This window comes from Actinomyces qiguomingii, from assembly GCF_004102025.1.
Lineage (GTDB): Bacteria > Actinomycetota > Actinomycetes > Actinomycetales > Actinomycetaceae > Actinomyces > Actinomyces qiguomingii.
The window spans coordinates 2,799,753-2,825,043 of sequence record NZ_CP025228.1; the positions used below are offsets into that span (position 1 = coordinate 2,799,753).

Genomic DNA, 25,291 nt, shown 5'->3' on the forward strand with positions numbered 1-25,291 from the left:
AAAGGAATTGGCGTTGTGAGTGGTTCACAGCTCCGGCAGGAGCTCGCGCCCGGTGGCGTCCCTCCAGGAGGCGCGGAAGGCGTCCCACCGGTCATCGTTGATGGCCACCCAGTCCGGACGCGGACTCACCCTGCGGGAGTCGACCTCCGGCAGGACCAGCTCGGCAACGGTGGCGCCGCACATGCCGGCCGCACCGATGGCCGGCAGGTAGGACTCGTCCACCAGGTCCAGATCGGCGTCGAGGATGTCGGCGAGCATCTGGGGGAAGGCCTTGTCCGCCCCGAAGGCTCCGGTGACGTAGATGGAGCCCGAGCCCTTGGGCACGCAGGAGCCGAGCACCATGCGGTCCACCAGCAGCACGCCGTCGATGATCCCGCGGGCCACCTGCGCGCGGCTGGTCTCGCGGGTGATGTCCACCAGCCGGGCGCAGGGCGCCTCAAACCACAACGGCCCCCGCTCCCGCATGACGTGCGGGATGAAGAACGGCGCGGTGACCGCATCCTCGCGGGAGATCTCGAAGGCGGTACGGATCATCACATCGACGCCGCCGCCGGCCTCCCCGAAGCCGGCCACCAGCGCCCCGGTTGCCAGGGCGTCACCGCCGTTGGTCACGCCGTTGATCAGCCACTCCCCCGGCCGGTTGCCGCAGCGCTGCAGGGCGGTGGCGCGCGTGTCCGGGGCGTTTAGGCAGGAGTTGATCACATGGGTGGTGCCCATGATGAAGAAGGGCTTGGTGCCGGGCCTGGTGCCCAGGGCGTAGGAGGCGGCCGGGGTGTCCGCGGAGCCGACCGACACGGGGATGCCGGCCGGCAGGCCGAAGTCGGCGGCGGCCTCGGGGGTGACGGTGCCGAGGATCTCCACCGCGTGCTTGACCGGCGGGAGCGTGGCCGGGTCGATGCCAAGCAGCTCGACGGTCTCCTGGATCCACCCCCGCTGTGGCTCCAGCGTGTTGAAGATGCCGGAGTAGGAGGCCTGGGTGGGGTCCAGTGCGGTCTGGCCCGTCAGCAGGGCGCCGAGCCAGGTGCCGGCCATCCCGAAAGTGGTCATGGCGGCGAAGGCGTCGGCGTCGTGATTGCGCAGGTAGGGGTGGGCCAGCGCCATGAAGGTCGACTGTGAGGGGTGGTTCCCCGTGGCCGCGAGCGCCTGCTCCGTGCGCTGATCCGAGAACTGGTTGAAGTAGTAACGCAGGATGTTGTTGTCCCACACCACTCCCAATCCGCAGGCCCTCCCGGCCGCGTCCAGAGGCACCGCGACCGGACAGTGGACGTCGATGCCCACGCCGCTCGCCCCGGTCAGGGCCGGCCCCAGCTCGGCCAGCGCGCCGCGGATGGATTGCTCCCAGGCCCGCGGGTCCACGCGTCCTTGCACGGCACGTGAGCGCGGGTGGGCACAGCGGGCCCGGGCGATCACCTGGCCGCCGGTGTCTACAACTACGGCCTTGGTGGCCGAAGTCCCCAAATCGATTCCGACGAATGTGCTCATCGTTGAACCTCCGTCTCCTAGCTGTGTTGATCCTTGTCCGGTGTCAGTTCAGTAGCTCGGCTGCCCGGGAGGGGGCCAGGCCGTCGTGCACCACCGCACGCAGCGCCCGCACCATCTTGGCGGGGTCCTGCGCCTGCCAGATGTTGCGCCCGCAGGTCATGCCCACGCCGCCGGCCTCCATCACCGCGGCGGCCTGCTCCAGCACGTTGATGGGCTTGGGGGCGGGGGCGCCGCCGGCGGCGACTACGGGCGTGGGGACGGCGTCGACTACCTGCTTGAACTCCGCGGCGGAGCCGGTGTACCAGGTCTTGACAATGTCGGTCCCGCATTCGGCGGCGGCCCGGGCCGCGTAGATGACGGACTCGGTGGAGCCCTTGCGGTCGCCCCACAGCTCACCGGATGGGTAGGCGTGGCAGATGACCGGCATGCCCCACTTGTGCGCCTCCTGGGTGGTGGCGGACATCATCTCCAGCATGGCCGCCTGGTGCTCCGAGCCGGCGGAGATGCCGATGGCCAGGGCGTCGGCGCCCAGGCGGATGGCGTCGTGGACGGAGGCGACGGTGGCGTCATAGGTGGGGTGGAAGTCGACACAGAAGGTGGAGCCCTTGATGATCAGTGGGACGGTGATGTCGGTGTCCCAAAGCAGGTGGCCGGCGATGCCCTTGAACACGGTGAAGGCGTCGGGCTCGCCCGCGATGATCCGATTGAAGGTGTTCTTGATGTCGGCCAGGCGCGGGGCGACGCCGCGCGGAACGGCCTGATCGAGGGCCACCGACATCATGCGGCCGTCCGCGCCGAGCAGGCGGCGTAGGCGTAGCTGGCGGCCAAGGGCGGGGGTGGTGCCGACGGGGTTGAGCGAGTACACGGACATGGTGCTTTCTCCTTGTTGTTTTGGTGGTGATGTGGTGGTGGTGGCGTGCGGCCCGGTCCAATGCCGGCCCGGTGTGCGAAGTGGAGTCAGTGACTTAAAAAAGGGGGCATTGACCGGGGCTCGCGTCGGCAACGCGAGCCGGAGGAGGGGTGAGACCAGTCGCCGGGGCTCAGGCCCAGACGTCGACGCCCACCCGCATATCGGCGCCGGAGGCGGCCAGGTCAATGGCCTGCGCGGCGCGGTCCAGCGGCAGTTGCGTGCCGATCAGGTCGGCCACCTTCAGCCGGCCGTCATTGATCATGGGGGCGATCTGCTGGAAGTTCTCCAGGCGGCAGGAGGAGGCGCCGACGATCTCGTACTCGTTGTAGTGGATGTCATTGGCGACGAACTCGAGCCTGGCCCCGGAGTTGAAGCCGGCGAACACGGAGATGCGGGCGCCGGGGGCGAGCACACCCAGGTAGGGGGTCATGGCCTCGGGGCGGCCAATGGCCATGATGACCACGTCAATGCCCTCGGGGGCGAATTCCCGGATCCGGTCGGCAATGTTGTCCGACGGCGTGAGCACCAGGTCCGCCCCGGAGGCGCGGGCGATGTCGTGGCGGGCCTGGTTGGGTTCCACGGAGATGACCTGGCGCACCCCCTGGGCCTTGGCCAGGCGGATGTGGATCAGGCCGAGCGGCCCCGCCCCGGCCACCAGGACCGTGTCCGCCCCGGCCACCTTGGCCAGGTTCTGGCCGTTCAGGGCGCAGGAGACCGGCTCGACGATCGCGGCCTCCAGGGCGGAGACATTGTTGATCGGGATCAGGTTCTCGCGGGCGCGGGCCGGCACCCGCACGTACTGCGACAGTCCGCCGTCGAGCTGGTATCCAAAGGCGACGCGGTTGCGGCAGATGTTCGGGTGTCCCTTGGAGCAGGCCGAACAGGTGCCGCATGGAACCAGCGGGTAGACGCACACCTGGTCACCCATGGCCACGGCGTCGGGCAATTCGCCATTGACTGCCACCACCTCGCCGGCCAGCTCGTGCCCCAGCGTGGAGGGCAGGGAGACGTTGCGGGTCTTGCGGCCGGTGTAGATGCGCACATCTGTGCCGCACAGCAGGGCGCCGGTCACCTTAAGCAGAACGTCGCCCGGCTGGAGCGCGGGGATCGGCGCCTGCTCTATCCGCATGTCGTTCGGGGCGTGTAGTACCGCCTTCCTCATGGTGGCGTGCAGGTCGACGGTCGTATTGACAGTCATGGTTCTTCCTCGTGTTTGGGTCTGTCATCTAAGTTCTGCTCGCCAGCGAGCAAAATGGTGGTGGCACCACGGTCCTCCAAGGCATCCAACTGCTCCTGGGTTGCGGAGGCATCGGTGATCAAGGCCCATTCGTGGGGCAGCGGCGACCAGTAGGGATAGTCGGTGTCATCGTCCAGCTTGCTGGAATCGGCGATCACGTAGACCTGCGCGGCCTGACGCAGCATCATCGATTTCAGCCGGGACTGGTCGTAGGTGCGTGAGGCGATACCGCGCTCGGTGTTTACGGCGTCGGCGCCCACAAAGGCTATGTTCCCGTAGATGCGAGACAGGGTCATCTCGGCGTCGCCCCCGCAGATGGTCTCATTGATACCGCGCAGATTGCCGCCCAGGACGAGCACGTGGACCTTGTCCTGACCCACGAGCCGATTGATGCAGCGCAATCCATTGGTGACCACGGTGAGCTCGAAGCGATTGTCGATGGCGGCGGCGATGCGTTCCGCGGTGGAACCGGCGTCGAGGATCACCAGGTCGCCCTCATGCAGGAGCGAGACCGCCACCTGGGCGATTGCCTCCTTCTCCGCCACGTTGGAGACCTCGCGCTGCGCCATGGTCAGTTCGCGCCGGCCCGGCGCCAGGGAGGCCCCCCCGTAGGTACGGGAGATGATCTCATCCTTCTCCAACAGGGCCAGATCTCGGCGAATCGTAACCACGGACACATCCAGTGCCCGGGCCAGCTCATTGACCGAGGCCCGTTTTCCCGACCCTTCACCGAGCATCTCGACCAGTCGTGCGCGCCGTCGCTCCCCCTTGGTACGGGGCTCGTCGGTGACGCCGGAGCGGACGATGATGGACATGATGCCTCCCTGGTCGTTGAGAATCGCTTCTGACCGCATCGTCCCACCTCCTTTTGCTGTTGTGGCTGGGTCGTGTCCAATGGGCGGTGATGAAACCGTGTGCAGCACGTCTCGTGGCGGGTGCACCGCGGCCCCCAGCGCCACTGCGCCGGGAGCGGCGGCGACCACGTCCATTGCTCGTCTCACAACGCCACCGCATCCTGGGAAAAGTCGATCTGCTCAACCTTCGGCAGCATGAAGGCGAATACCGCGGCGCCCAACACGGATACCGCCCCGGACAACAGCAGCGGCAGCCCGAAGGCGCCAGTGGCCCCATACAGGAAACCGATGACGATCGGGTTCAGTGCGGAGCCGATGTTTGAGAAGAAGTTCTGGGTTCCGCCAAGCACACCGACCGTGGAAGCAGGAACGAAGTCTGCCGGCAGGCACCAGATGGTGACAATCGTGAAGGCGGATCCGAAGTAGGACACCGACATCAACGCCAGCGCCAGCCCCGCGGTGGGGACGAAGGCGGCCACCCCGATCACCGCGCACAGCAACATGCCGGTCACCAGGCAGGTCTTACGCACGCGAGTGACGGACCAGCCGCGCTTGAGCAGGGCGTCATTGATCAGGCCGCCGCTCCATGAGCCGATGATGGAGCAGATCGGCGGTATTGCTCCGAAGGCCCCAAGCCTGAGCAGGTCGAAGCCGCGTTCGTCGACCAGGTAGGTGGGGAACCAGGTCAGGAAGAAGGTCACCGCGAAGTTCACGCAGAAGAAGCCAATCATCATGGCCCACACCGCCCGCTTGCGCAGCAGGATGAGCACCGGAATGGCCTTCTCGGTGCCGGCGGCCGCCGCTTCACGCATCTCCTGATCACGGTCCTCGGTGATGATGTCCATCTCCTCCTGGCCGATTGCATCGATCAGTTCCGGACGGCGATACAGCGCCCACCATCCAAAGGCCCACAGCACCCCGATCACCCCGGCGATCAAGAACACCCAGCGCCAGCCCCACAGGCCGATGATCCCGGCGATCACAGGAGTGGCGATAGCCGAGCCGATACGGGCGCCGGAGTCGTAGACGGAGGTGGCGCGGGCACGCTCACGCTGGGGGAACCAGCGGGAGACGGTCTTGGCCGAGGCCGGGTAGGCACCGGACTCTCCGATCCCCAGTCCCAGCCTGAGCCCGAACAGCACACCGAAGCTACTGGCCAGGAAGGTCACGCCGGTGCACACCGACCACACGAAGACCGAGGCGCCGAACATGACGCGCTCGCCGAACTTGTCGATAAGCGAACCCGCCGGAATCTGCATGATCGCGTAGGACCACGAGAAGGCGGACAGGATCAACCCCTGCTGGCCGGGGGTGATGTGGAAATCCTCGGTCATGTAGGGCAGGGACACCGAGATCGCGGAGCGATCGACGTAGTTGATGGCCAACCCGATGGCGCAGACGACGGCGACTACCCACCGCCAGTTGGTCTTGCCCGGCCTGCGCTCCCGGACCTTGGCTGATGCCGTCATGGATACCTCCTTGTACCTCAGCACTGAACGGTTCACTCACTCAAGGAACCGCAAATGATCGCTTTGATCATTTCGGCAGCACCATCCTCGCCTCCAACCGCATCCCAGTCAAGCCCGATCGATCACTTCGTTCACGCTATCGATCGTTTCGATCATTGCCTCGATATTGCGTGGGACCTAAGTACTAGGCGGATGGAAGATCTGGGACTCCCCCGGCATGCTCTCCTGCGCCCCGGCTCCCAGGGTGGTCAGTGCGCCCGCAATCGTCGCGCGCTCCAGGGCGGAGTCGAGGTCCTCACCGCGCACCAGGGCGGCACACAGGGTCCCGACGAATGAGTCCCCCGCACCCGTGGTGTCCACGGCCTGTACGTGGAACGCCGGAACCGCACGCTCACCCCGCCCTCCCACATACACAGCTCCCGCCGCACCGAGCGTCACAATCACCTCCGGGGCGATTGACCGCAACTGCGCCGCCAATCGCAACCACCCGGAAATGTCCTGCGGCGCAGCCTCGTGCCCCGCATACGCCAGCGCCTCCTCCTCATTGACAATGAGGAAGTCGAACAGGCCATGCAACTCCTGCCCGTACGATACGTAGGGAGCGGCGTTCAAAACCGCCGTCACCTTCATCTCGCGCGCCTTAAGCCCGACGGCGATCACCGACTCGGCAGGGATCTCGTTCTGCGTGAGAATCAGTCCGGGCCGGGGGCCGCGGGCGAGAGCCGCCTCCACTGCCGCCGCAGACAGCCGCGCATTGGCGCCGGATACCACCGTGGCCGAGACGGTTCCGTCCGCGGTGCAGTGCACGAATCCCAGCCCGGTCTCATGGTCGCCGATCCGCGCCACTCGCAGCTCAATCCCCTCCGCCTCCATATGGCGCAGATAGTCGTCTCCCCGGTCATCGCCACCAACCGCACCAACAAATGTCACCGCTGCTCCCAGTCGGCGCGCCTGGATCGCCTGGTTGGCCCCCTTGCCCCCGAAGCTGGTGACGGCACGGGCCACGCAGACAGTCTCCCCGGGCCTGGGGAGTCTATCCACATACACGGTCAGGTCCGTGTTCAAACTGCCGACCACCAGCACGCTGCCCGATGTCGGGATGGCGCCGGTCATAATCTTTCACCCCTGCCCAGCAGCTCCAGGCGCAGCACGGCGACTTCCAGCGCATCCTGAGAGTCGGCGACCTCCTGGAACCGGTTGTGCTCCTGCCCTTCAAGCATCTCCAGGAGGGCATTGGTCGCCGCCACATTGGCCCGCAGTTCGCCGGCCGCGTCCTCCCGCACCGGGAAGGTGTCGAAGTAGATCGGGGCCTGGTAGCCGCCCCGGCGGAGCCAGTACAGCAGTTCCAGGGTCTCCCAGGGGTGTACGGAGCCCACAATCATTCCGTCGTCGCTGCCTCCGTACCCGTCGTTGAGGTGGATTCCGTACAACTTCCCATCCGCCAGCAGGAGCGCGGCCGCATGCGCGGGATAGTCGCGCGCCATGATCATGTGGCAGAAGTCCAAGGTGGCTCCCACATTGGACCGGTCAATGCGCTGCAGCAGGTAGAGAACGAAGCCGCTGCTGGGAATCATCGTGTGAACGCGTTCCTCATAAGGCTTGTACTCGATGCTGAAGCGCATGTGCGGGTGCTGATCCGCCAGGCGCCGATACACGCCGACGAGCTGTTCGGTCGCCGTTACGAAGTCCTTCTGGAAGGCGTAGTCGTAGCCGTCGTATCCGAGCCACAGGGTCACCAGGTCACTGCCGAGGTCTTCGGCCACACGCACGCCGTCGCCCACCAGCTCGTAGGCGTCGTCGGCAACTCCCGGCCGCGGTCCGGTGAACTCTCCGGCACTAAAGTCGCTGCGGAATCTCACCGCGATCGAGTTGAGTCGCAGGCCCGCAGCCGCCAGTGCGTTCCGGATGCCTTCCACGCCGTCGCGGGCGAAGTGCTCCGGATAATTGAGGTCCACGTAGCCGACGCCGTCGACGCCGGCTATCGCGGCCAGTGCCTCCGGCACGCTCATTCCCTGCTTGATGTACGAGTTGATTCTGGCCGAATACTCCATTGGTTCCTCCTAATCGATCGGCGCTAGCAGGCCGATTCCGTCGTTGCTGTAAGACACCGGTTATGCCGATCTGCGCTGTCCCACCCCTACATGCGGTAGACCTCGATAGCGGTGCCGGCGAACAACCGGCACCGCTCCTCCCGGGTGAAATCCGCCACCGTGGCGTCAAAGGCCGAGTACAGGGTCGGCATGTCGGAGTAGAGCGAATCGACCGGGAAGTTGCTGGCGAACATGGCACGCTCCACTCCGAAGGCATCGATCGCCGTCAGGATCGGGCCCCTGATGGAGCTCTTCGTCCAGTGGTGGTCGGTTGTCCCCAACGCCGAGAGTTTGACGAACACGTTCTCGCGCCGGGCCAACTCCCGCAGCGCCTCGCCCCACCGCCGCAGGTACTGCGCATCCCGGTCAGTGGGCATGCCCAGGTGATCCAGGATTATCCGTGTGGAGGGGAAGGCGTCCGCCAGGCGGGCGGCCCCGGGCAACTGCTCGGGGAACACCTGCAGATCGAAAGACATGCCCAGGGGCTCGAGCCGGGCGAAGTTGTCCCGCCACACCGGCTCATCCATGATTGCGTCGCGGTCGCGGTGGGTGTAATAGGGATCCGGATTCCAGTTGAGGATGTCGCGCACGCCTCGGAGCGTCGGCAACTGCGCATAGCGCTCCAGCACGGCTGGCACGCCACCGTCCAGCAGGTCCGCCTTGGCCACTTGCACGCTTGGACACCCTGACAGCACACCGTCGATCCACTGCGCCTCTTGCAGCGGCCGGGCGGCACCGTTCTCCACCACCACCGAGGCAATCACCGGGATCCCGGCGCAGTCCGCGCGGTAATCCTCCATGAGGTAGTCGCGGCGCAGCCGGGTGTCGTCCCCGTGGTACCGAGGTTGCGGTGGCCCGCTCAACCAGGGGTAGCCGTCGGCCAGTCTGTACAGGTGATGGTGTGCATCGACAACCGGCAGGTCAAGCATGTTCGGTCTCCGGCGTGGTCGCCTTTTCCATCCGACCGGAGCCGGACTGCGCCTGCTGGTCCTCGCCCCGCGGCGTTTCAGTGCCCTCGGGCCGTTTGGTGCCGCGCCTCAGGGCCGGCCAGTTCTTCCCGACCTGATCGAAGGTGACCGCAATCACGACCACCAGGCCCGTTACGATCTGTTCGTAGAAGCTCGGCACGCTCAGTAGCACCAGACCATTGGTCAGTGCCCCAAGGATCAGGGCGCCGATAATCGTTCCGCCGATGGAGCCCTCGCCGCCCATGAGGTTGGCGCCGCCGATCACCGAGGACGCGATCGCCGTCATCTGGTAGGGGGCACCGGCCTCGGACTGTGCCGCCGAGATGCGGGCCACCACAACCATGCCTCCCAGGCCCGACAGGGTGCCCGCCAGTACGTACACCCAGATCTTGACCCGAGCCACGTTCACCCCTGACAGCCAGGCCGTCTCCTCGCTGCCTCCCGTGGCAATGACGTTCTGGCCGAACACCGTACGCCGCAGCAGGAACCAGCACAGGACGGCACAAATGACTACCGCCACAACCGAGGTCGGCACTCCCATCACCCGGGAGTTCAGGATCATCACGAAGGGTTTGGGGATGTTGTACACGGGCAGGCCGTCGGTGACCACATATGCCAGGCCCTGGAACACCGACATGGTTCCGAGCGTCGCTATGAAGGGCGGCAGACGTACAAGCGCCACCAGGACCCCGTTGACCAGACCGCACAGGGCACCAACCGCCAGACCGATCAGGAATCCCAGATACGGATTCACTCCCTGGTTGACCATCAGCGCCGCACTGACCATGCCTGACAGGCTCGCGATCGAGCCGACCGAAAGGTCGATGCCGCCGGTTATGATCACGAAGGTCATGCCGAGCCCGATCAGGGCGTTGACGCAGGCCGAGATGGCGACGTCCCGCAGATTGTCCAGCCCCAGGAATCTGGGATTCAGCACGCCGAACCCCAGGTAGATAACCAGGGCGGCGATCGCGATGGTGAAGGTCTGGGCGTTGATGCGCGAGCGCCACGCCGCAACTTTGCTTGTCATGTCATTCATGTCCATTCTCGTTCCAGAGTTCAGCCGGTCGCATCAGGCGGCGTCGTCCACGCCCACCGCGGCCGCGACGAGTTTGTGCTCGTTGATGTCCCCTCCCGAGAACTCCGCAACCGCGCGCCCCTCCTTCATGACCAGGACGCGGTCGCTCAGGGCGATGATCTCGGGCATATCGGAGGAGACGACGACTACTGCGCAGCCCTGAAGCGTCAGATCGTCAATGAGGGCGTAGATCTCGGCGCGCCCGCCGACGTCGACGCCCTTGGTGGGCTCGTCGAATAGGAAGACGCGCGCATTGGTGGTCAGCCACTTCCCCAGCACGATCTTCTGCTGGTTCCCGCCGGAGAAGTCACGTGCCTTGGCCATAACATTCTTGGGCCTCAGGGCGACCGACGTAGACAGCTTCGCCGCCGCCGTCGTCTGTCTGCGTGGAGAAACCACCCCCATCCGGGAACCCATCATCGAGCCGTTGGGGAGCGCGAAGTTCTCGTATGCGGCCATCAGCAGGACCAGGCCCTGGTTCTTCCGGTCCTCCGGAATGAAGGCGATGCCCGCCCGCTTGGCGTCTTGCGGACTGCGAATACTCACAGCCCGCCCCGCAAGCGAAACCCTGGCCGCGGTGCGGGCATCAGCGTGAATTATGGCGCGCAGCAGCTCGGTACGGCCGGAGCCCACCAGTCCGGAGATGCCCAGCACTTCCCCGCCGCGCACGGCGAATGACACCGGGCCCACGCCCCGCGGATGCGTGGCCGCCTGGACGGACAACAGAGTCGGGCTGTGTTGCAGATCCCGCTTGGGGCGCTGGTAATCGAGCAGCTCCCGCCCGACCATGGCCCGCACAATGTCCCGTGAAGTGGTGTCGGCGATCCTCTCATCGAAGCTCGCGCGGCCGTCACGCAGAACCACCACCCGGTCCGAGATCCTCATCACCTCGTTCATCTTGTGGGAGACGAAGAGAATGCCCACGCGCTTGTCATGCGCCAGCTGTCTGACCCGTTCAATCACCGCAGAGGCGTTCTGTTCCACCATTGCGGTGGTGGGCTCGTCCAGCGCCACGATCTTCGCGCCGAAGGCGAAGGCCCGCGCGATTGTGAGCGCATGCCGTTCGGCCGGGCTCAGTGTTCGCATGGGCCGGTCCGCGGTGAAGTCGAATCCCATGCGGCGCACATCCCTCATGGCCTCCGACACGGCACCCGCGGCGGCCCGGCGGGCGGCGCGCCCCAGTCCTATGAGGATGTTCTGCTCGACCGTGAGCTGGGGCACGATCGCCGGTTCCTGATGCGCTATGACGATGCCATCGCGCCTGGCGGAATCGGGAGTGTACTCGCTGCGAACCCGTCCCTCGATGCTGATCGTCCCGCGGTCCGGGAGCAGTGATCCGCTCAGTATCCGCAGGAAGGTGCTCTTGCCAGCACCATTCTCACCGGCCAGCGTGAGCACCTCGCCGTGGTGCAGGTCGAAAGACACATCCGCCAGGGCGAGAACGCCGGGGAACTGTTTGCGTATCCCCTCGACTCTCAGGAGCGGCTGGGAGGAAGTCATGATCTGTCCCTCCGTGCATTCACGGCATGCCGGTCATGTAGTCGTTCACATTCGCTTCATCGACTACGAAGGCGGGAACGTCGACGAAGGCGGGAACCCGGTTGCCCGCCAACATCCACAGGGCGACCTTCACACCGCTGGCGCCCTCGGTCATCGGCCGCTCGGAGACGGTGGCGGTGTAACCGTTGTCATTGGCGATCTCGGTCTTGGCCTGGGGGATTCCATCGGTGCCCACCAGGACGACCTGCCCCTGCCTGCCCTTCTCCTGGATGGCGGACATGGCGCCCAGCGCCATGGTGTCGTTCTGGCAGTAAATGGCTGCCAGGTCCTCGTTGGCCGTCAGCATGCCCGCAGCGGTGTCTTTGGCCAGGGCGGTGTCCCACTTGGCTGTGGTGGAGGCGACCAGTTCGATGCTCGGATAGTCGGCCGCAAGCGTCTCCCGGAAACCGGCGCCACGGTTTTGGGCGTTGGAGGACCCCGGGTCGCCCTCGATCATGGCGACCTTTCCACCGTTTGGCAGTTGCTCCGCGATGTAGTGCGCCGCGGTTGCGCCGATGGTGGTGGCATCGGGGCCGACGTATACGGTGCCCGTGACGCTGCTGGCGGCGTCGTTGAGGATGATCACGGGGATTCCTTGGGAGATCGCGTTCTCGAAGACGGAGTCCAAGGCCGTCGCGGAAATCGGGGAGGCCAGGATCGCCGAGCACCCGGACCTCATCGCCGACTGGGCCTTGTCCAGCTGCTCGGTTATCGACGCCTCATCGTTGACGGCGTAGGTCTCGTACTCCACGCCATACTCCTTGGCCGCCTCCTCGAAGCCGTCGCGTTCGAAGCTCCAGTACTCGTTCGACAGCGTCCTGGTGATGTAACACAGGCGGATGTCTGATCCGGCGGTCGGTTCACCCAGTTCGCCCTCGATGTCCTCAATGGGCGTCTTGCCCTCCGCGTCCACCAGGGAGACAACATCAACGCCGTCGCCGGAGCCTCCGGAGCCGCCCTCGTCGGCGGGGGTGCAGGACCCGAGAAGACCCAATGATGCGACCGCGGCGCACAGCACGGCCAGGGGCTTGATTCGAAGACTGTTCATGTGTCCACAACTTCCTCACTGAAGGCGCTCCGCTTCGGTGCGGTCAGCGCGGGTGAGTTAATGATTACATCGATCGTTGATGTGACGCAAGACGCAACGATCGATCACTTCACCCGCCCTTCAGTGATTGCACCGATCGTTTGCCGCGGGGCGTCCGGAGGCTGCAAGGTCCTGTACGTCCCCGATTTCTGGCCTTCGGCGCACGGTGGGACAATCACCCGGGAGCGCGCGGACCCGCTTCGCCGCTCCGGATCACCGACCAAACCGACTCAAGGAGTTCTCGTGCCCGGCCAGAACCTAACCCGTCAGGAGGCGGTGGCACGCGCCGCCGTCGTATCCACCGACAGTTACGACGTCGTCCTGGATCTGTCCGGCGCCCCGGATCCCACCAACGCCACTTTCCGCTCCACCACGACGGTGCGCTTCACCGCCACCCCGGGGGCATCAACTTTCATCGACCTGATCGCCCCCGCCGTCCACGCCGTCACGCTCAACGGGACCGCGCTCGACCCGCAGGAGGTGTTCGCCGATTCGCGCATCGCACTGGCGGATCTGCGCTCAGACAATGAACTGACCGTCGTCGCCGACTGCGCCTATATGCACACCGGTGAGGGGCTGCACCGCTTCACCGATCCCGCCGACGGTGAGACCTACCTGTACACCCAGTTCGAGGTTCCCGACGCCCGCCGCGTATACGCCGTGTTCGAGCAGCCCGATCTGAAGGCGACTTTCCGCTTCACCGTCACCGTGCCCGAGAACTGGACGGTGCTGTCCAACTCCCCCACTCCCGCGCCCACACCGGCCGGAGCCGGAACCCGTACCTTCGCCTTTGCACCCTGCGAGCGCATCAGCTCCTACATCACGGCGATCGTGGCCGGCCCCTACGTGGGCGCCACCGACGTCTACACGGCCACCGACGGCCGCAGTGTTCCCCTGGGCGTGTACTGCCGTAAAAGCCTGCGGGAGTTCATGGACGCCGAGGAGATCCTCGCGATCACCAAGAGCGGCTTCGCCTACTACGAGGAACTGTTCGGCACCCCGTACGCCTTCACCAAGTATGACCAGGCCTTCGTGCCCGAGTTCAACGCCGGCGCCATGGAGAACGCCGGCATCGTCACCCACCGCGACGACTACATCTTCCGCTCCCGGCCCGTACAGGCCCGCGTCGAGCGCCGCGCGGAGACCATCCTGCATGAGCTGGCGCATATGTGGTTCGGAGACCTGGTCACCATGAAGTGGTGGGATGACCTGTGGCTGAACGAGTCCTTCGCCGAGTACTGCTCCGTTCTCGCCGTTGCAGAGGCGACCCGTTGGACCGACGCCTGGACCACTTTCCAGGTGCTGGAGAAGAACTGGGCCTACAACCAGGACCAGCTCTCCTCCACTCACCCGATAGCCGCGGACATCAACGACCTGCACGATGTTGAGGTCAACTTCGACGGCATCACCTACGCCAAGGGCGCCTCCGTACTATCCGCCCTGGTCGCCTACGTGGGGCGGGAGTCCTTCTTCGCCGGTATCAAGAACTATCTGTCCGCCCACGCCTACGCCAACGCCACCTTGGCCGATCTGCTCACCGAGCTGGAGCGGGTCTCCGGCCGCGACCTTTCGGCCTGGACGCGGGTATGGCTGCAGGAGGCGGGCGTTACCACCCTGCGCCTGGAATTGACCACCGGCGCCGACGACGTGATCACCTCCGCCGCGATTGTGCAGGAGATTCCCACGGGCTCGCCGGCCTCGTTGCGTCCCCACCGGGTGGTGCTGGGCTCCTACACGCTCGTAGCCCAGGAACCGACCGCACTGGAACGCACCGGTCGTATCGAGCTCGACGTCACCGGCGCGCGCACCGAGGTGCCCGAGCTGATTGGCACCGCCCGCCCCGACGTACTGCTCCTGAATGACGAAGACCTGACCTACTCCAAGGTGCGCCTAGACACCGCCTCGCTTACCACCGGCCTGGAGCACGTGGACGCCTTCACCGCCTCGCTGCCGCGCTCGCTGCTTCTGGCCAGCGCCTGGGATATGGTGCGCGACGGCGAGCTACCGGCTGCCGATTTTCTGGCCGCCGCACTGTGCGCCCTACGCACCGAGACGCACTCCAGCGTCGTGCAGGGGCTGCTGGCACGGGTAGCGACCTGCCTGTCGACCTACCTGCCGCCGTCCGCACGCCCAGACGCGGCGGAACGTGCCACCGACACGCTGCTTGACCTGGCGCGCGCAGCCGAGGCGGGCAGCGACACCCAGCTGCAGCTGGTGCGCGCCATCGCTGCCCATGCCGTCACCGATGCCCAGCTCGACGCCGTCGCCGCCTGGCTGGACGGCTCCGACACCCTGCCGGAGCTGGTGGTGGATCAGGATCTGCGCTGGGAGCTGCTGGTGGGTCTGGTGGCCGCCGGACGCCGCGGTGAGACCGAGATCGCCGCCGAGGAGGCGCGCGACCGCACCACGACGGGACGCGAGCGCGCCGCCCAGGCGCGTGCGGCCGTACCCACACCCGAGGCGAAGGCGGCCGCCTGGCGCGAGCTGGTGGACAACGCCGCCCTGCCCAATGAGACGCAGGTGAAGATGCTCGCCGGATTCCGCATGGTCGAACGGAATCCGGAGCTGCTCGTCCCCTACATCTCCGAATACGTCAAGGAGGTCGACGGCATCTGGTCCTCACGCACCTTCCACATGGCTGAGAACCTGCTCGCCAGGCTGTGGTCCACCACCGCGGTGGGATTGCCCGGCGTGGACCCGGTGTCAGCGCTGGAGGGCTGGCTGGACTCCCACAAGGATGTCCCCGCCGCGCTGCGGCGCATTGTGAGCGAGAACCTGGACGACACCCGGCGGGTGGTCAAGGTCCAGGCCTACTCCGGGCCCGTGGCGGGCTAAGACCCAAACCCCTGCGGTGGAGCGGGGAGCGGAGCCCAATGACCGGTCTCCGCTCCCCCTGTGGCCGCGGTGTTCGGCCATGCGGCGCGCCGGCGGGAGGGTGGCCGATCAGTTCCAGGTCATCAGCGCTTGGCCTGCGCTTATGCGTGTGCCTTCGGGACTGGGGATGATCTGCAAGGCGTCCGCCTGCAGTGCAACTACCGGAACGATCGGGTTGCGACCACCGGCTTCGACGCCGGCCGGGCACCAGGTGACTACCGGATCCCCCGCGGCGACGGCCTCCCCCTCGGCCACATGCATCCTGAAGCCCTCTGCACCCAACTGGACCGTGTCCAGGCCCAGATGCACCAAGACGCTGTGGCCGGCGCCGTCGGAAACCACGAAGGCATGAGGGTGGGCCTTGTCGACCGTGCCGGTGATGGGCGCCAGCACGGTGACCTCTCCGGCGGCGCGATCCGGATCGATCGCCAGCCCGGTCCCGAGCATGCCGGTGGAGAAGACCGGGTCCGGCACCTGCGCGGCACTTACCACTGTCCCCGCCAGTGGCGACTGGATGATTATGCTCATTGCCTGACCTCCGATTCAGAGCCGGTTTTACACCAGTCCCGACGATCCGGTCTCTCAGCGGTCGAACTCCTCGCGCACCGCGGTCAGCAGGCTCGCCAGGCGCACATTGTCCGGCAGGTCCTCCACTAGGACGACCTCGCCCGACCCATCCGCGAGCGGGATCTTCCAGTTCGGGTACTCCTTGTCCGTGCCGGGCTGGTTCTGCGCACGGCGCTCCCCAACGCCGTCCACCAGCGAGATCCCCACCAGGGCCGACGGCGTGTGCACCACGTAGCGGTAAAGTGCCTCCACGGTCTCCCGTTCAGAGGGATTGTCCCCCAGCAGGTCATGCTCACGCAGACGGGTGAGCATGCGCTCACGCTCAATACGGGCCTCGGTACGTACCTGATCAACGGGCTCGGTCAGCAGCCCGAGCCGCTCGCGCAGCGTCACGTGCTCATCGGCCAGGTAGCCGGCGGTGGGCGGCAGGTCGTGGGTGTTTACGGTGGACAGAGCCAGGTGGCGGTAGGCGCCCGGCTCCAGCGGCCAGCCGTTGTCCTCCTGCTTTTCGAACCAGAGCACGGAGGTGCCCAGCACCCCACGGCTGGCCAGGTACTCGCGCGCCCAGGGCTCCACGGTGCCCAGGTCCTCACCGATAATCACGGCGCCGGCACGGTGTGCCTCCAGTAGAACCACGCCGATCATCGCCTCGTGGTCGTAACGCACGTAGGCCCCCTGATCGGCGCGCAGGCCGTCGGGGATCCACCACAGGCGGAACAGTCCGATTATGTGGTCTATGCGCAGCGCACCGGAATGCCGTAGCACCGTGCCCACCATCTCACGCAGGGGCGCATAGGCGGTCTCCGCCAGCCGACCGGGATCCCACGGCGGCTGGGACCAGTTCTGTCCCAGCTGGTTGTACATATCCGGTGGAGCTCCCACCCCGACGCCGGAGGCGAAGGCCTCCGGTTCCGCCCAGGCGTCCGCACCCCGCGGATGCACGCCGACGGCCAGGTCGTCCATCAGTCCCAGGCTCATTCCGGCCGCCTTGGCCTCCGCCTGGGCACGTCCCAGCTGCTCATCGACGATCCACTGCAACCAGGCGTAGAAGTCTATGCGGTCGGCAAGGGTACGAGCCTCATTGGCCACAAAGGCACTGGAAGCGTCCTTGAGGTTCTCGGGCCAGTCCTCGAAACTGCCGTGCTTCTCCATAAGCGCGCACCACAACGCGAAGCGTTCCAGGCCCGGTCCCTGAGCCTCACGGAAGCGCTCGAAGTCCCGTTGCCGGGAGCGGGAGCGGCCGGCAGCGAAAATGACCTCCAGGGCCTCTCGCTTGACCTTCCAGGCGGCGTCCCGATCAATGGCGTCGGCGGTCAGATTCGCGTCGGCGACCTCCTCATGCGCCCACTGCACCAGCGAGCGGCGCGGCCCGGACAGGCGCGCAACCTCAAGGATGTTCTCGGGACGGATGTAGATGGGGTTGACGAAGCGGCGGGTGACCGGCAAATAGGGCGACGGCGTCATCGTCCCGACGGGCTCGGCGGCGTGCATCGGATTGATGAGCAGGAAGTCCGCCCCCTCATCACCCAGGAACCCGGCCAACTCGGTCAGATCGTCGGCGTCGCCGATTCCCCATGATCCGCGCGAGCGGATCGAGTACAGCTGGGCCATGACACCCCAGCCACGTCCCCCCAGGGAGGCGGGCAGGTCCAGGTGGTCGGGAGTTACGGCCAGGGCCGCGGTCGCCGAGTAGGTGTTCTCGCCGGAGGCGGATTCAATATTGGCGACGATGGTGTGCCAGCCCAGCGGCAGATCGTCGGGGATGACGAAGGACTCCTGGCCGATCAGCACGCCGTCGATCTCGCGCGCCGCAGTCCAATCGTCGGTCTGCAGCAGCTGCAGCCTGTCTCCCCCCTCCAGATTGACATACACCTGTACGCGGGCGTCGTCGGGAAGGTGCACCGGCACGGTCGCCTGCGAACCGGCCCGCACCACCACGGTGGGGGGCAGGGTGCGGCGCCAGGGGGCAAGGCTAGCCTCACGCAGGGAGTCCTCTACCTCCTGCGCGTTAGCCGCCTTGACACCCAGGGCCGCCAGGACGGCGACCAGGGTACGACGCGAGGGAGCGGCGAGGTTGCCGTGATAGTCCCAGTACTCGGTTGAGACCCCATGGGCCTCGGCGAGCTGCTTCAGGCTCTCGTCGGGGAGGTCGGATGCGGTGGAGTCGGTCATGGCGGTTCAGCCTAATGTTCGGTCGCGCGTGCGCGCGAGGACGTACCCGGGCGCTTGGGACCGGGGATGTTATCTAGGGATGACCCCGCGCACCGAAGCGACTGCACGGCGGCCCGACGGGCGGGAACATCTTTTACAGCAAGCGTTTCACACGATCCGCGCCCACGCCAGTCCCCCACACCGAGGACTTTCACCGCGTGGGAACCTACGCCCGACCGCCCCGCTCTGCGGGGTAACGGCCGGGCGGGCGACCGCCCAAGTGACGACGGCCGACCAACGACATCTGGTGACGGTCAGTCCAGGTCGGCTATCTCCTGGGCAATCGCATCCGCGGTGGGGCCGACCACCACCTGCACCACCCGGCCGGAACGGACCACGCCGAAGGCGCCGGTGGCACGCAGGGCCTCTTCATCAACCTTCTCCTGATCAACGACCTCCACCCGCAGGCGGGTGATGCAGGGCTCCAGGTCGGAAATGTTCTCCCGCCCGCCCAGGCCGGCGACGATTTCAGCTGCAGTACTCATGCGCGCTCCTAGTAGTTCCTCGTGCTCGACGTCACTTTATCGCAGTTCACGGCGCCCGGGGGCGGCCTCTAACCCCTTCTCGCCTGCCAATCGTCATTCATCCAATGGCAGAATCGTTCCACGAAGCACAGACTCGGTGCACAATGAGCCGTGACATCCGTCTCCGTTCTCCGTCACCGTTGAGGAGCACCATATGGCCCCGTCCGCCGCAAACCCCACCCCTCTGTCCGGCATCGGCGTGAGCCCCGGGCTCGTCGCAGGTCCCGTTGCCCGCATGGCGCCCGGCATCGCCGAGCCCGAGATCGCCACCCTGGACCCGAACCGTGACACCGAGAAGGAGTGCGACCGCATCGCCGCGGCCGCACAGACCGTCAAGAAGGGCCTAGAACTATCGGCCGCCGAGGCCAAGGGCGATGGTCGCACCCTGCTGGAGACCACCGCCCAGATGGCGGCCGACCCCACGCTGACATCCTCGGCGCAGGCCATGGTCCGCGAACGCCGTCTGGTTCCCGAGCGGGCCGTGTGGGAGGCCGCCGGCACGCTGGCCTCCATGCTGGAGTCACTTGGTGGCTATATGGCCGAGCGCACGCGGGACGTACAGGATGTGCGCGACCGCATCGTGGCGGTACTCACCGACGCGCCCATGCCCGGCATCCCCCGCCTGCCGGAGCCCTTCGTGCTGGTGGCCGAGGACCTCGCCCCCGCAGACACCGCCCTGCTCGATCCGGAGAAGGTCGTGGCCTTCGTAACCTCCGAGGGTGGCCCGACGTCCCACACGGCGATCCTGGCCCGCGCCCTGGGCATGCCCGCGATCGTAGGAACGGGCGCCGCCGTCACCGATCAACTCTCCGACGGCGATATCGTGCTTGTGGACGGCACCAAGGGCTCGATCGTGCTGGACCCGAGCGAGGATCAGCTGCGGCGCGCCCGCGAACTGGCCAGCCGGGTGCGTGTATTCAACGGTGATGGCGCCACCAAGGACGGCCACGAGGTGCAGTTGCTCGCCAATGTCGGCGACGGCGCCGCAGCCCGCTCGGCGGCCGAGGCCAACGCCATGGGTGTGGGGCTGTTCCGCACCGAGTTCTGCTTCCTGGATCAGCCGGAGGAGCCCAGCGTCGACGAGCAGGTAGAGGCGTACAAGGCCGTGCTGGCCGCCTTCCCGGGTAAGAAGGTGGTGGTGCGCACGTTGGATGCCGGCGCCGACAAGCCGCTGCCTTTCCTCACCGACGCCACCGAGGCCAATCCGGCCCTGGGCGTGCGCGCCTACCGCACCACGCGCCGCGACCCGGAGGTACTCGACCACCAGTTGGAGGCTCTGGCCAGGGCCGAAGCCGAAACTAATGCGAAGGTGTGGGTCATGGCCCCCATGATCTCCACGGCCGAGGAGGCCAAGGCCTTCACCGATAAGGCCCGCTCCTACGGCCTGCAGACGGCGGGCATGATGATCGAGGTGCCCTCGGCGGCCATCATGGCCGACAAGATGTTCGAGCACGCTGACTTCGCCTCTATCGGCACCAATGATCTGACGCAGTACGTGATGGCCGCCGACCGCCTGCTGTCCTCGCTGGCGGACCTGTCCACCGCCTGGCAGCCGGCCGTGCTGCGGCTGATCAAGCAGGCCTGCGACGGCGCCGCCCCGCATGGACGTCCTGTGGGCGTGTGCGGCGAGGCCGCCGCGGACCCGGCGTTGGCGACGGTGCTGGTGGGTCTGGGCGTGGCCAGCCTGTCCATGACGGCCCGCGCTCTGCCCGATGTCGACGCCGTCCTTAAGTCGGTGGACCTGGCCGAGTGCCGGCGACTGGCCGACATCGCCACGGCGTCGGCCACGGCCGAGGAAGCCCGGCAGGCGGTACGCACCGAACTGCCGATCCTGGAGGAGCTCGGCCTTTGACGCAGCCGTATCCCGTTCCCCCCGCAACCACCGAACCACTCGGATCCGTCACTCGGATACTCGCCCTGGACCCGGCGGCCGACGGGGGGAACGGGAACGACGCCTTCACCGGCTCCTCGTTGCCGCAATTGTCTGGGCGCATCTACGGCGGCCAGGTAGTCGCCCAGGGACTGCTGGCGGCCGCCGCCACCATGGTCGACGACGGTGACGGACCGCGCCAGCCGCATTCGGTTCATGCCTTCTTCATGCGTGGCGGCAGACCGGGTCAGCCGCTGCGCTTCGAGGTTGAGCGCATGCATGACGGGCGCTCCTTCTCTCAGCGCCGAACCACAGCCACCCAGGACGGCACGCCGATCTTGACCATGATCTCCTCCTTCCAGGAGCAGCAGGACGGCACGGAGGTGCAGTTGGCGGCCCCCGACGTCCCAAATCCGGAGGAGTTGACCAGCGGCCTGGAGATCTTTCGTTCCATCGACCACCCGGTGGCCAAGTTCCTGGGACGCACCACGGCTTTTGACATCCGCCACGTGGAGGGCAATATCTACCTGCGTCCGAGTCGGCGGAAACAGGGACACCAGCATCTGTGGGTGCGCTCACGCGGCACGATTCCGCCGGACGCCACCCAGACCGTCCATCGGGCGCTGCTGACGTATATGTGCGACCAGGTCATGCTGGAACCTGCGCTACGCAGCCAAGGCCTGTCCTGGCGCAGCGAGGGCATGAGCCTGGCGACCCTGGATCACGCCCAATGGTTCCATCGGGACGTGGATGCTGGGGATTGGATGCTGTTCGTACAGGACTCGCCGACCTCCCAGGGTGGACGCTCCATGGCGCGCGCAGAGGTCTTCGACTCCGCCGGGAGACTGGTGTCAACCATCGCCCAGGAGGGAATGATTCGCACCCCTACAGCCACCTCCAAGGGCGGTGGCGACTGGGCGATTCGCGTGGCCGAAGGGGATGACGGCGGGTCGATCCCGACCCCTTCATCCTGACAATGTCACTCGATGGGCATATCCGCCCCCACCACATGACGCCCTTAGCAACCGACATACTAGCTATCCGGTGATAAACGCAACAGAGTACACCGCGAATACACCCTCAAACCCCACTATCCGATGCTAGGCGCAGGTATGATGCTTAACAGAGACCTGCCTCCGCAGCACTCAACTGTTATATTTCCACTCGGCATCCTCCGGATCCGCGACATGACAGTGGTGTTCCGTGGCGGCAGTCACGTCTTCTGTACGCCCATACCCGCCTAGAATAAGGAGCACCATGCGTTCCCGCGCCGTACCACGCCTCCTGGCGCTGATCGCTTCGGGGGTACTTGCCCTGGCGCTGATCGTTCCCGCCGCGTTCTTCAGCCCGGCCAGTGCCGATGAAGGCACGTGCACCGCAACATCGGAAACCCCCGACATCACGCTTCTCAAGAAGGATGAGCCGGTGTCCGCCGACAACGCGGTGGTCGCCTGGGAAATGCTGAAGCTTCAGTTCACCCTTGAGCTCAACGACGGTCACTGTGCCGGTCAGACCTATGAGATCAGCACCCCGGAAAAGCTGCGCTTCGACTCCGGGACCACCTGGAACCTGGACACCGAGGACGGCCAAACCGCCGCCACCATGACCTACGTGGCCGACGAGGACGGCTCGAAGGGCCGTCTGGTCATCACCCTGACCGACTACGTCGAATCCCACCACGACATCTCCCTGAACGGCTGGGTCGATACCCGACTGACCAGCGCCATCACGCCCTCCACTACCGAGCTTCTCACCTTCAGCACCAACGGCAGCGAGAAGATCCTCGAGGTTCCGGTGGGCGAGTGCGTCGGTAACTGCACCGAGATGCCGAACTATCTGGCGAAGTTCGGCTCCGCCCCTGCCCCTAACGCACAGGGCGTAAGCACCGGCAATGTGACGCTCCAGACCCCCACCATCACCCAGGAGATGGCCGCCGGCGCCGACTCCGTGACGTTGGGGTGGACCGATGAGCTCACCTCCCCCAACCAGGCCTTCACCTGCGAAGCCTCCGCCTACTCATACACCGGCCGCAACGTATGGGGAGACCCCACCGGCGGCACACCCACACAGGTGACCGTGACCAGCTGCGAGGACAACTCCATCAGCGGGACCGTAGTGATTCCCGTAGGTCAGTTCGCCCGGATCATCCTGCCGATGAACTTCACTGGCGCCGGCCCCTGGACCGACCGCGCTACGCTCATCATCGGTAGTCGGGACATTGAGAGCGAGGCGAAAGTGATCCTGCGTGACGGCGGCGGTTCCGCAACCGGAAGGGTCCCGACGCCCTCTACTCCGAAGGAGTCCCCGGCCCCAAGCCAGACCCCGACTCCGGCACAGCCGACCCCTAGCGAGTCTGCGACCCCGAGTGAGTCGCCCTCCGCGGCCGCTCCTTCGGAATCCGCAGCGCCGAGCCAGCCCTCTCAGGCCTCGGAATCGCCCAGTGCGGTCGCGAAGGCTACCACGCCCGCAGCTAAGTCCTCGGCCACGCGACCGCCCGCGCTGGCGCGTACCGGCTCCAACGGTCTGGCGCTGGTACTCGGTGCAGGTGCTCTGCTGATCCTCGGTGGGGCCGCGGTCTACCGCGCCCGCGCTCGCAAGTGAGGTGTTGAACCCGTTGTTGGGCTGAGAGCATCTCCTCCCGACGATTAAGCGGGTGGGGCCGCGGATCGAATCGATCCGCGGCCCCACCCGCTTTATTCGGCTCTTCCGGTCCGGCTCTTCCGGTCCGGCTCTTCCAGTCCGGCCTGAAGCATCTTCGCCGAGTTCGGTCGTTATCACCATCGAGTTCGGTAGATATGACGATCGAGTTCGGTTGGTGGGGTTGGCGGGGCGGGGGGAGTGTCCGGATTCGGCACGAACGATGCTCCCCCGCCCGACGTCGTCTATCAGGTCCGTATGGTTTCAACGAGTTTCAGGGCGGCTGCTGGGAGGGGCAGCATGCTCATGCCGATTCTGGACACTTTTGGCTCCCAGGTGCCGGCCTACCGTCCTGGTGCGGCCAGCAGGTCAGGGCGTGTGGTTGTAGACCAGGTCCTTCCTTGTCCGATCGGCTGGGACTGGACCGTCTGGCTGCCGATGGACCGTCTAGCTGCGGTTGGACTCCCTGGCTGCCGTTAGACCCCCTGGCTGCCGTTGGACTGCCTGGAACGCACTCTCAGACGGTCCAACCGCGAGAACGCGGTCCATGCGCAGGAGCCCGGTCCAACCGCAGTAACGCGGTCCAAGTACGCGGCCGGCAGCGGCCCGGGCCCACACACACCACCAACACCTCAAACCGGAAGAGCCGTGCTGGGGCCGGGGCCGGGGTCGGTAGGTTTAAAACTCCGGTTCGGGCTCTACTACTCCGGTTCGGGCTCTACTACGCCACTTAGGTGTTTGTTGAAGGCCTCTGGACCGTTCAGCAGAGGCCTAAGTGGCGTACTCAACGGTGAAGTGGCGTAGTAGAGGTCCCGGCGGGGTTGGTGGGTGTTTGAGGTGGCGCTTGCCGGTGGCGTTGGTGAGGGGCGGTGTTGGTTGGGTGTAGGTGGGTGGTGTCCGGGGCTGTGGCGTGCGGTGCTGGTGTGGTGTGTGTGGCTAGTGGGGTGTGGCGGTGAGGTTGCGATTTGGTCTACGGTACAAAGTTTGGTGCGTTTTGACGCCGACTTTTCCGCATGACTTCGTTGAAAGTTGGTGGCTGGAGGGGTCTTGGGGGGTGTCGGTGGCGCTTGGCTTGTTTTCAACGAAAGGTGGTAGTTTTGGGGTGGTGTTAGCCGGTCTCGTGGGGTGCTTGCGGGGTCGGTGGCGATCTGGCCTCTGGAAGTGGCGGTATGACGCGGTTTCCAGAGGTAGGGGTCAGGAAGCACCTCGCACCTCCAGGTGCATTGAGACGAGCTTCGGCGGTTTGTTTGCAGATATTTTTGGTGGTCAGGAAGCACCTCGCACCTCCAGGTGCATTGAGACTAACGTCGACTCGGCATATGAGATTGCTGGAACGGGTCAGGAAGCACCTCGCACCTCCAGGTGCATTGAGACCTCGGTAATAGACCCGTCACCATTGCGGTCGAGTCAGGAAGCACCTCGCACCTCCAGGTGCATTGAGACCTACGGTGACGTTGGGAGAACGAGGAGCGATCCTGTGTCAGGAAGCACCTCGCACTTCCAGGTGCATTGAGACTAGGAGGAGACAAGGTCGAGTTCACGGACAGCGTTGTGTCAGGAAGCACCTCGCACCTCCAGGTGCATTGAGACACCCGTTAACAACGGGTCAGCGGCGTTGCTCCCCATCGTTGAGTTCGGCTGTTATAACCATCGAGGTCGGTCGACGTTACTGCCGAGTTCGGTTCTGCGCGGGTTTTCCGGCTGAGGGATGGGCAAGGATGTGGGGACCCAGCAGGGGCGTTGGTGGGCCGGTGGTGTGGAGTGATCCCGATGCGAGTGCCGGAACGATCTGGTGGTTTCGTGTGTCCACTGCGGCGGTCACGGCCGCCAGCGGCTCCGCCACGTGCCGGGTGCTGAGCGCTGGGGCGGAGTGCCCAATTTTCGGACAAACAAC

General features: G+C 66.0%; 18 protein-coding genes and 1 CRISPR repeat array. Of the genes, 4 read left to right on the forward strand and 14 right to left on the reverse strand.

Going from position 1 to position 25,291, the window contains the following annotated elements; genetic code table 11:
* Positions 1-24: 24 nt before the first annotated feature.
* The 11 genes from CWT10_RS11815 to CWT10_RS11865 form a co-directional block, all read right to left on the reverse strand.
* Positions 25-1,482, reverse strand: a complete 1,458-nt coding sequence (locus CWT10_RS11815; RefSeq protein ID WP_103064091.1) for a xylulokinase — start codon at positions 1,480-1,482, stop codon at positions 25-27.
* 43 nt (positions 1,483-1,525) lie between these two features.
* A complete protein-coding gene (locus tag CWT10_RS11820) occupies positions 1,526-2,353 on the reverse strand; it encodes a class I fructose-bisphosphate aldolase (RefSeq protein ID WP_103064090.1) in 828 nt (275 codons plus the stop codon).
* Positions 2,354-2,522: 169 nt separating this feature from the next.
* Positions 2,523-3,590: an alcohol dehydrogenase catalytic domain-containing protein gene (locus CWT10_RS11825; RefSeq protein WP_199176384.1), complete on the reverse strand. Its 1,068-nt coding sequence runs from the start codon at positions 3,588-3,590 to the stop codon at positions 2,523-2,525.
* Positions 3,587-4,483 (reverse strand): DeoR/GlpR family DNA-binding transcription regulator, encoded by an 897-nt coding sequence (locus CWT10_RS11830; protein WP_158247692.1) that lies wholly within the window; start codon positions 4,481-4,483, stop codon positions 3,587-3,589. The genes CWT10_RS11825 and CWT10_RS11830 overlap by 4 nt, the downstream gene beginning before the upstream one ends.
* Before the next feature lie 143 nt (positions 4,484-4,626).
* The gene (locus CWT10_RS11835) at positions 4,627-5,952 is read right to left on the reverse strand and encodes an MFS transporter (protein ID WP_103064088.1); all 1,326 of its coding nucleotides are present in this window, start codon (positions 5,950-5,952) and stop codon (positions 4,627-4,629) included.
* A gap of 177 nt (positions 5,953-6,129) precedes the next feature.
* Positions 6,130-7,065: a ribokinase gene (locus tag CWT10_RS11840; RefSeq protein WP_103064087.1), complete on the reverse strand. Its 936-nt coding sequence runs from the start codon at positions 7,063-7,065 to the stop codon at positions 6,130-6,132.
* The gene (locus tag CWT10_RS11845) at positions 7,062-8,003 is read right to left on the reverse strand and encodes a sugar phosphate isomerase/epimerase family protein (RefSeq protein WP_103064086.1); all 942 of its coding nucleotides are present in this window, start codon (positions 8,001-8,003) and stop codon (positions 7,062-7,064) included. Before CWT10_RS11845 ends, CWT10_RS11840 begins: the two co-directional genes overlap by 4 nt.
* Before the next feature lie 86 nt (positions 8,004-8,089).
* Positions 8,090-8,971 (reverse strand): amidohydrolase family protein, encoded by an 882-nt coding sequence (locus CWT10_RS11850; protein ID WP_103064085.1) that lies wholly within the window; start codon positions 8,969-8,971, stop codon positions 8,090-8,092.
* Positions 8,964-10,049 carry an ABC transporter permease gene (locus CWT10_RS11855; protein WP_158247691.1) on the reverse strand — a complete coding sequence of 362 codons (1,086 nt, stop codon included), beginning with the start codon at positions 10,047-10,049 and terminating at the stop codon, positions 8,964-8,966. Before CWT10_RS11855 ends, CWT10_RS11850 begins: the two co-directional genes overlap by 8 nt.
* A gap of 33 nt (positions 10,050-10,082) precedes the next feature.
* Positions 10,083-11,588: a sugar ABC transporter ATP-binding protein gene (locus tag CWT10_RS11860; RefSeq protein WP_103064083.1), complete on the reverse strand. Its 1,506-nt coding sequence runs from the start codon at positions 11,586-11,588 to the stop codon at positions 10,083-10,085.
* 19 nt (positions 11,589-11,607) lie between these two features.
* On the reverse strand, positions 11,608-12,675 hold the full coding sequence (locus CWT10_RS11865; protein WP_103064082.1) for a substrate-binding domain-containing protein: 1,068 nt from the start codon (positions 12,673-12,675) through the stop codon (positions 11,608-11,610).
* 282 nt (positions 12,676-12,957) lie between these two features.
* Here CWT10_RS11865 and pepN point away from each other — a divergent pair, with 282 nt between their 5' ends.
* The gene (gene pepN, locus CWT10_RS11870; RefSeq protein ID WP_103064081.1) at positions 12,958-15,549 is read left to right on the forward strand and encodes an aminopeptidase N; all 2,592 of its coding nucleotides are present in this window, start codon (positions 12,958-12,960) and stop codon (positions 15,547-15,549) included.
* Between the two features lie 108 nt (positions 15,550-15,657).
* On the opposite strand, the gene CWT10_RS11875 is transcribed toward pepN, so the two are convergent.
* The 3 genes from CWT10_RS11875 to CWT10_RS11885 all read right to left on the reverse strand — a co-directional run bounded on the left by CWT10_RS11875 (position 15,658) and on the right by CWT10_RS11885 (position 18,851).
* Complete coding sequence (locus CWT10_RS11875) at positions 15,658-16,116, reverse strand: PTS sugar transporter subunit IIA (protein WP_103064080.1); 459 nt, start codon at positions 16,114-16,116, stop codon at positions 15,658-15,660.
* 54 nt (positions 16,117-16,170) lie between these two features.
* A complete protein-coding gene (gene malQ, locus CWT10_RS11880; protein ID WP_103064079.1) occupies positions 16,171-18,327 on the reverse strand; it encodes a 4-alpha-glucanotransferase in 2,157 nt (718 codons plus the stop codon).
* Positions 18,328-18,620: 293 nt separating this feature from the next.
* Positions 18,621-18,851 carry a PTS sugar transporter subunit IIB gene (locus CWT10_RS11885; RefSeq protein WP_103064078.1) on the reverse strand — a complete coding sequence of 77 codons (231 nt, stop codon included), beginning with the start codon at positions 18,849-18,851 and terminating at the stop codon, positions 18,621-18,623.
* A 193-nt stretch (positions 18,852-19,044) separates the two neighbouring features.
* Here CWT10_RS11885 and ptsP point away from each other — a divergent pair, with 193 nt between their 5' ends.
* The 3 genes from ptsP (at position 19,045) to CWT10_RS11900 (ending at position 23,361) form a co-directional block, all read left to right on the forward strand.
* On the forward strand, positions 19,045-20,742 hold the full coding sequence (gene ptsP, locus CWT10_RS11890; protein ID WP_103064077.1) for a phosphoenolpyruvate--protein phosphotransferase: 1,698 nt from the start codon (positions 19,045-19,047) through the stop codon (positions 20,740-20,742).
* Positions 20,739-21,734, forward strand: coding sequence for an acyl-CoA thioesterase (locus CWT10_RS11895; protein WP_103064076.1), 996 nt, complete (start codon positions 20,739-20,741; stop codon positions 21,732-21,734). Before ptsP ends, CWT10_RS11895 begins: the two co-directional genes overlap by 4 nt.
* Positions 21,735-22,017: 283 nt before the next feature.
* Positions 22,018-23,361, forward strand: a complete 1,344-nt coding sequence (locus tag CWT10_RS11900) for an Ig-like domain-containing protein (RefSeq protein WP_103064075.1) — start codon at positions 22,018-22,020, stop codon at positions 23,359-23,361.
* Positions 23,362-24,589: 1,228 nt separating this feature from the next.
* Positions 24,590-24,987: a CRISPR direct-repeat array (repeat unit 38 nt; unit sequence GGTCAGGAAGCACCTCGCACCTCCAGGTGCATTGAGAC).
* Positions 24,988-25,291: the final 304 nt, after the last annotated feature.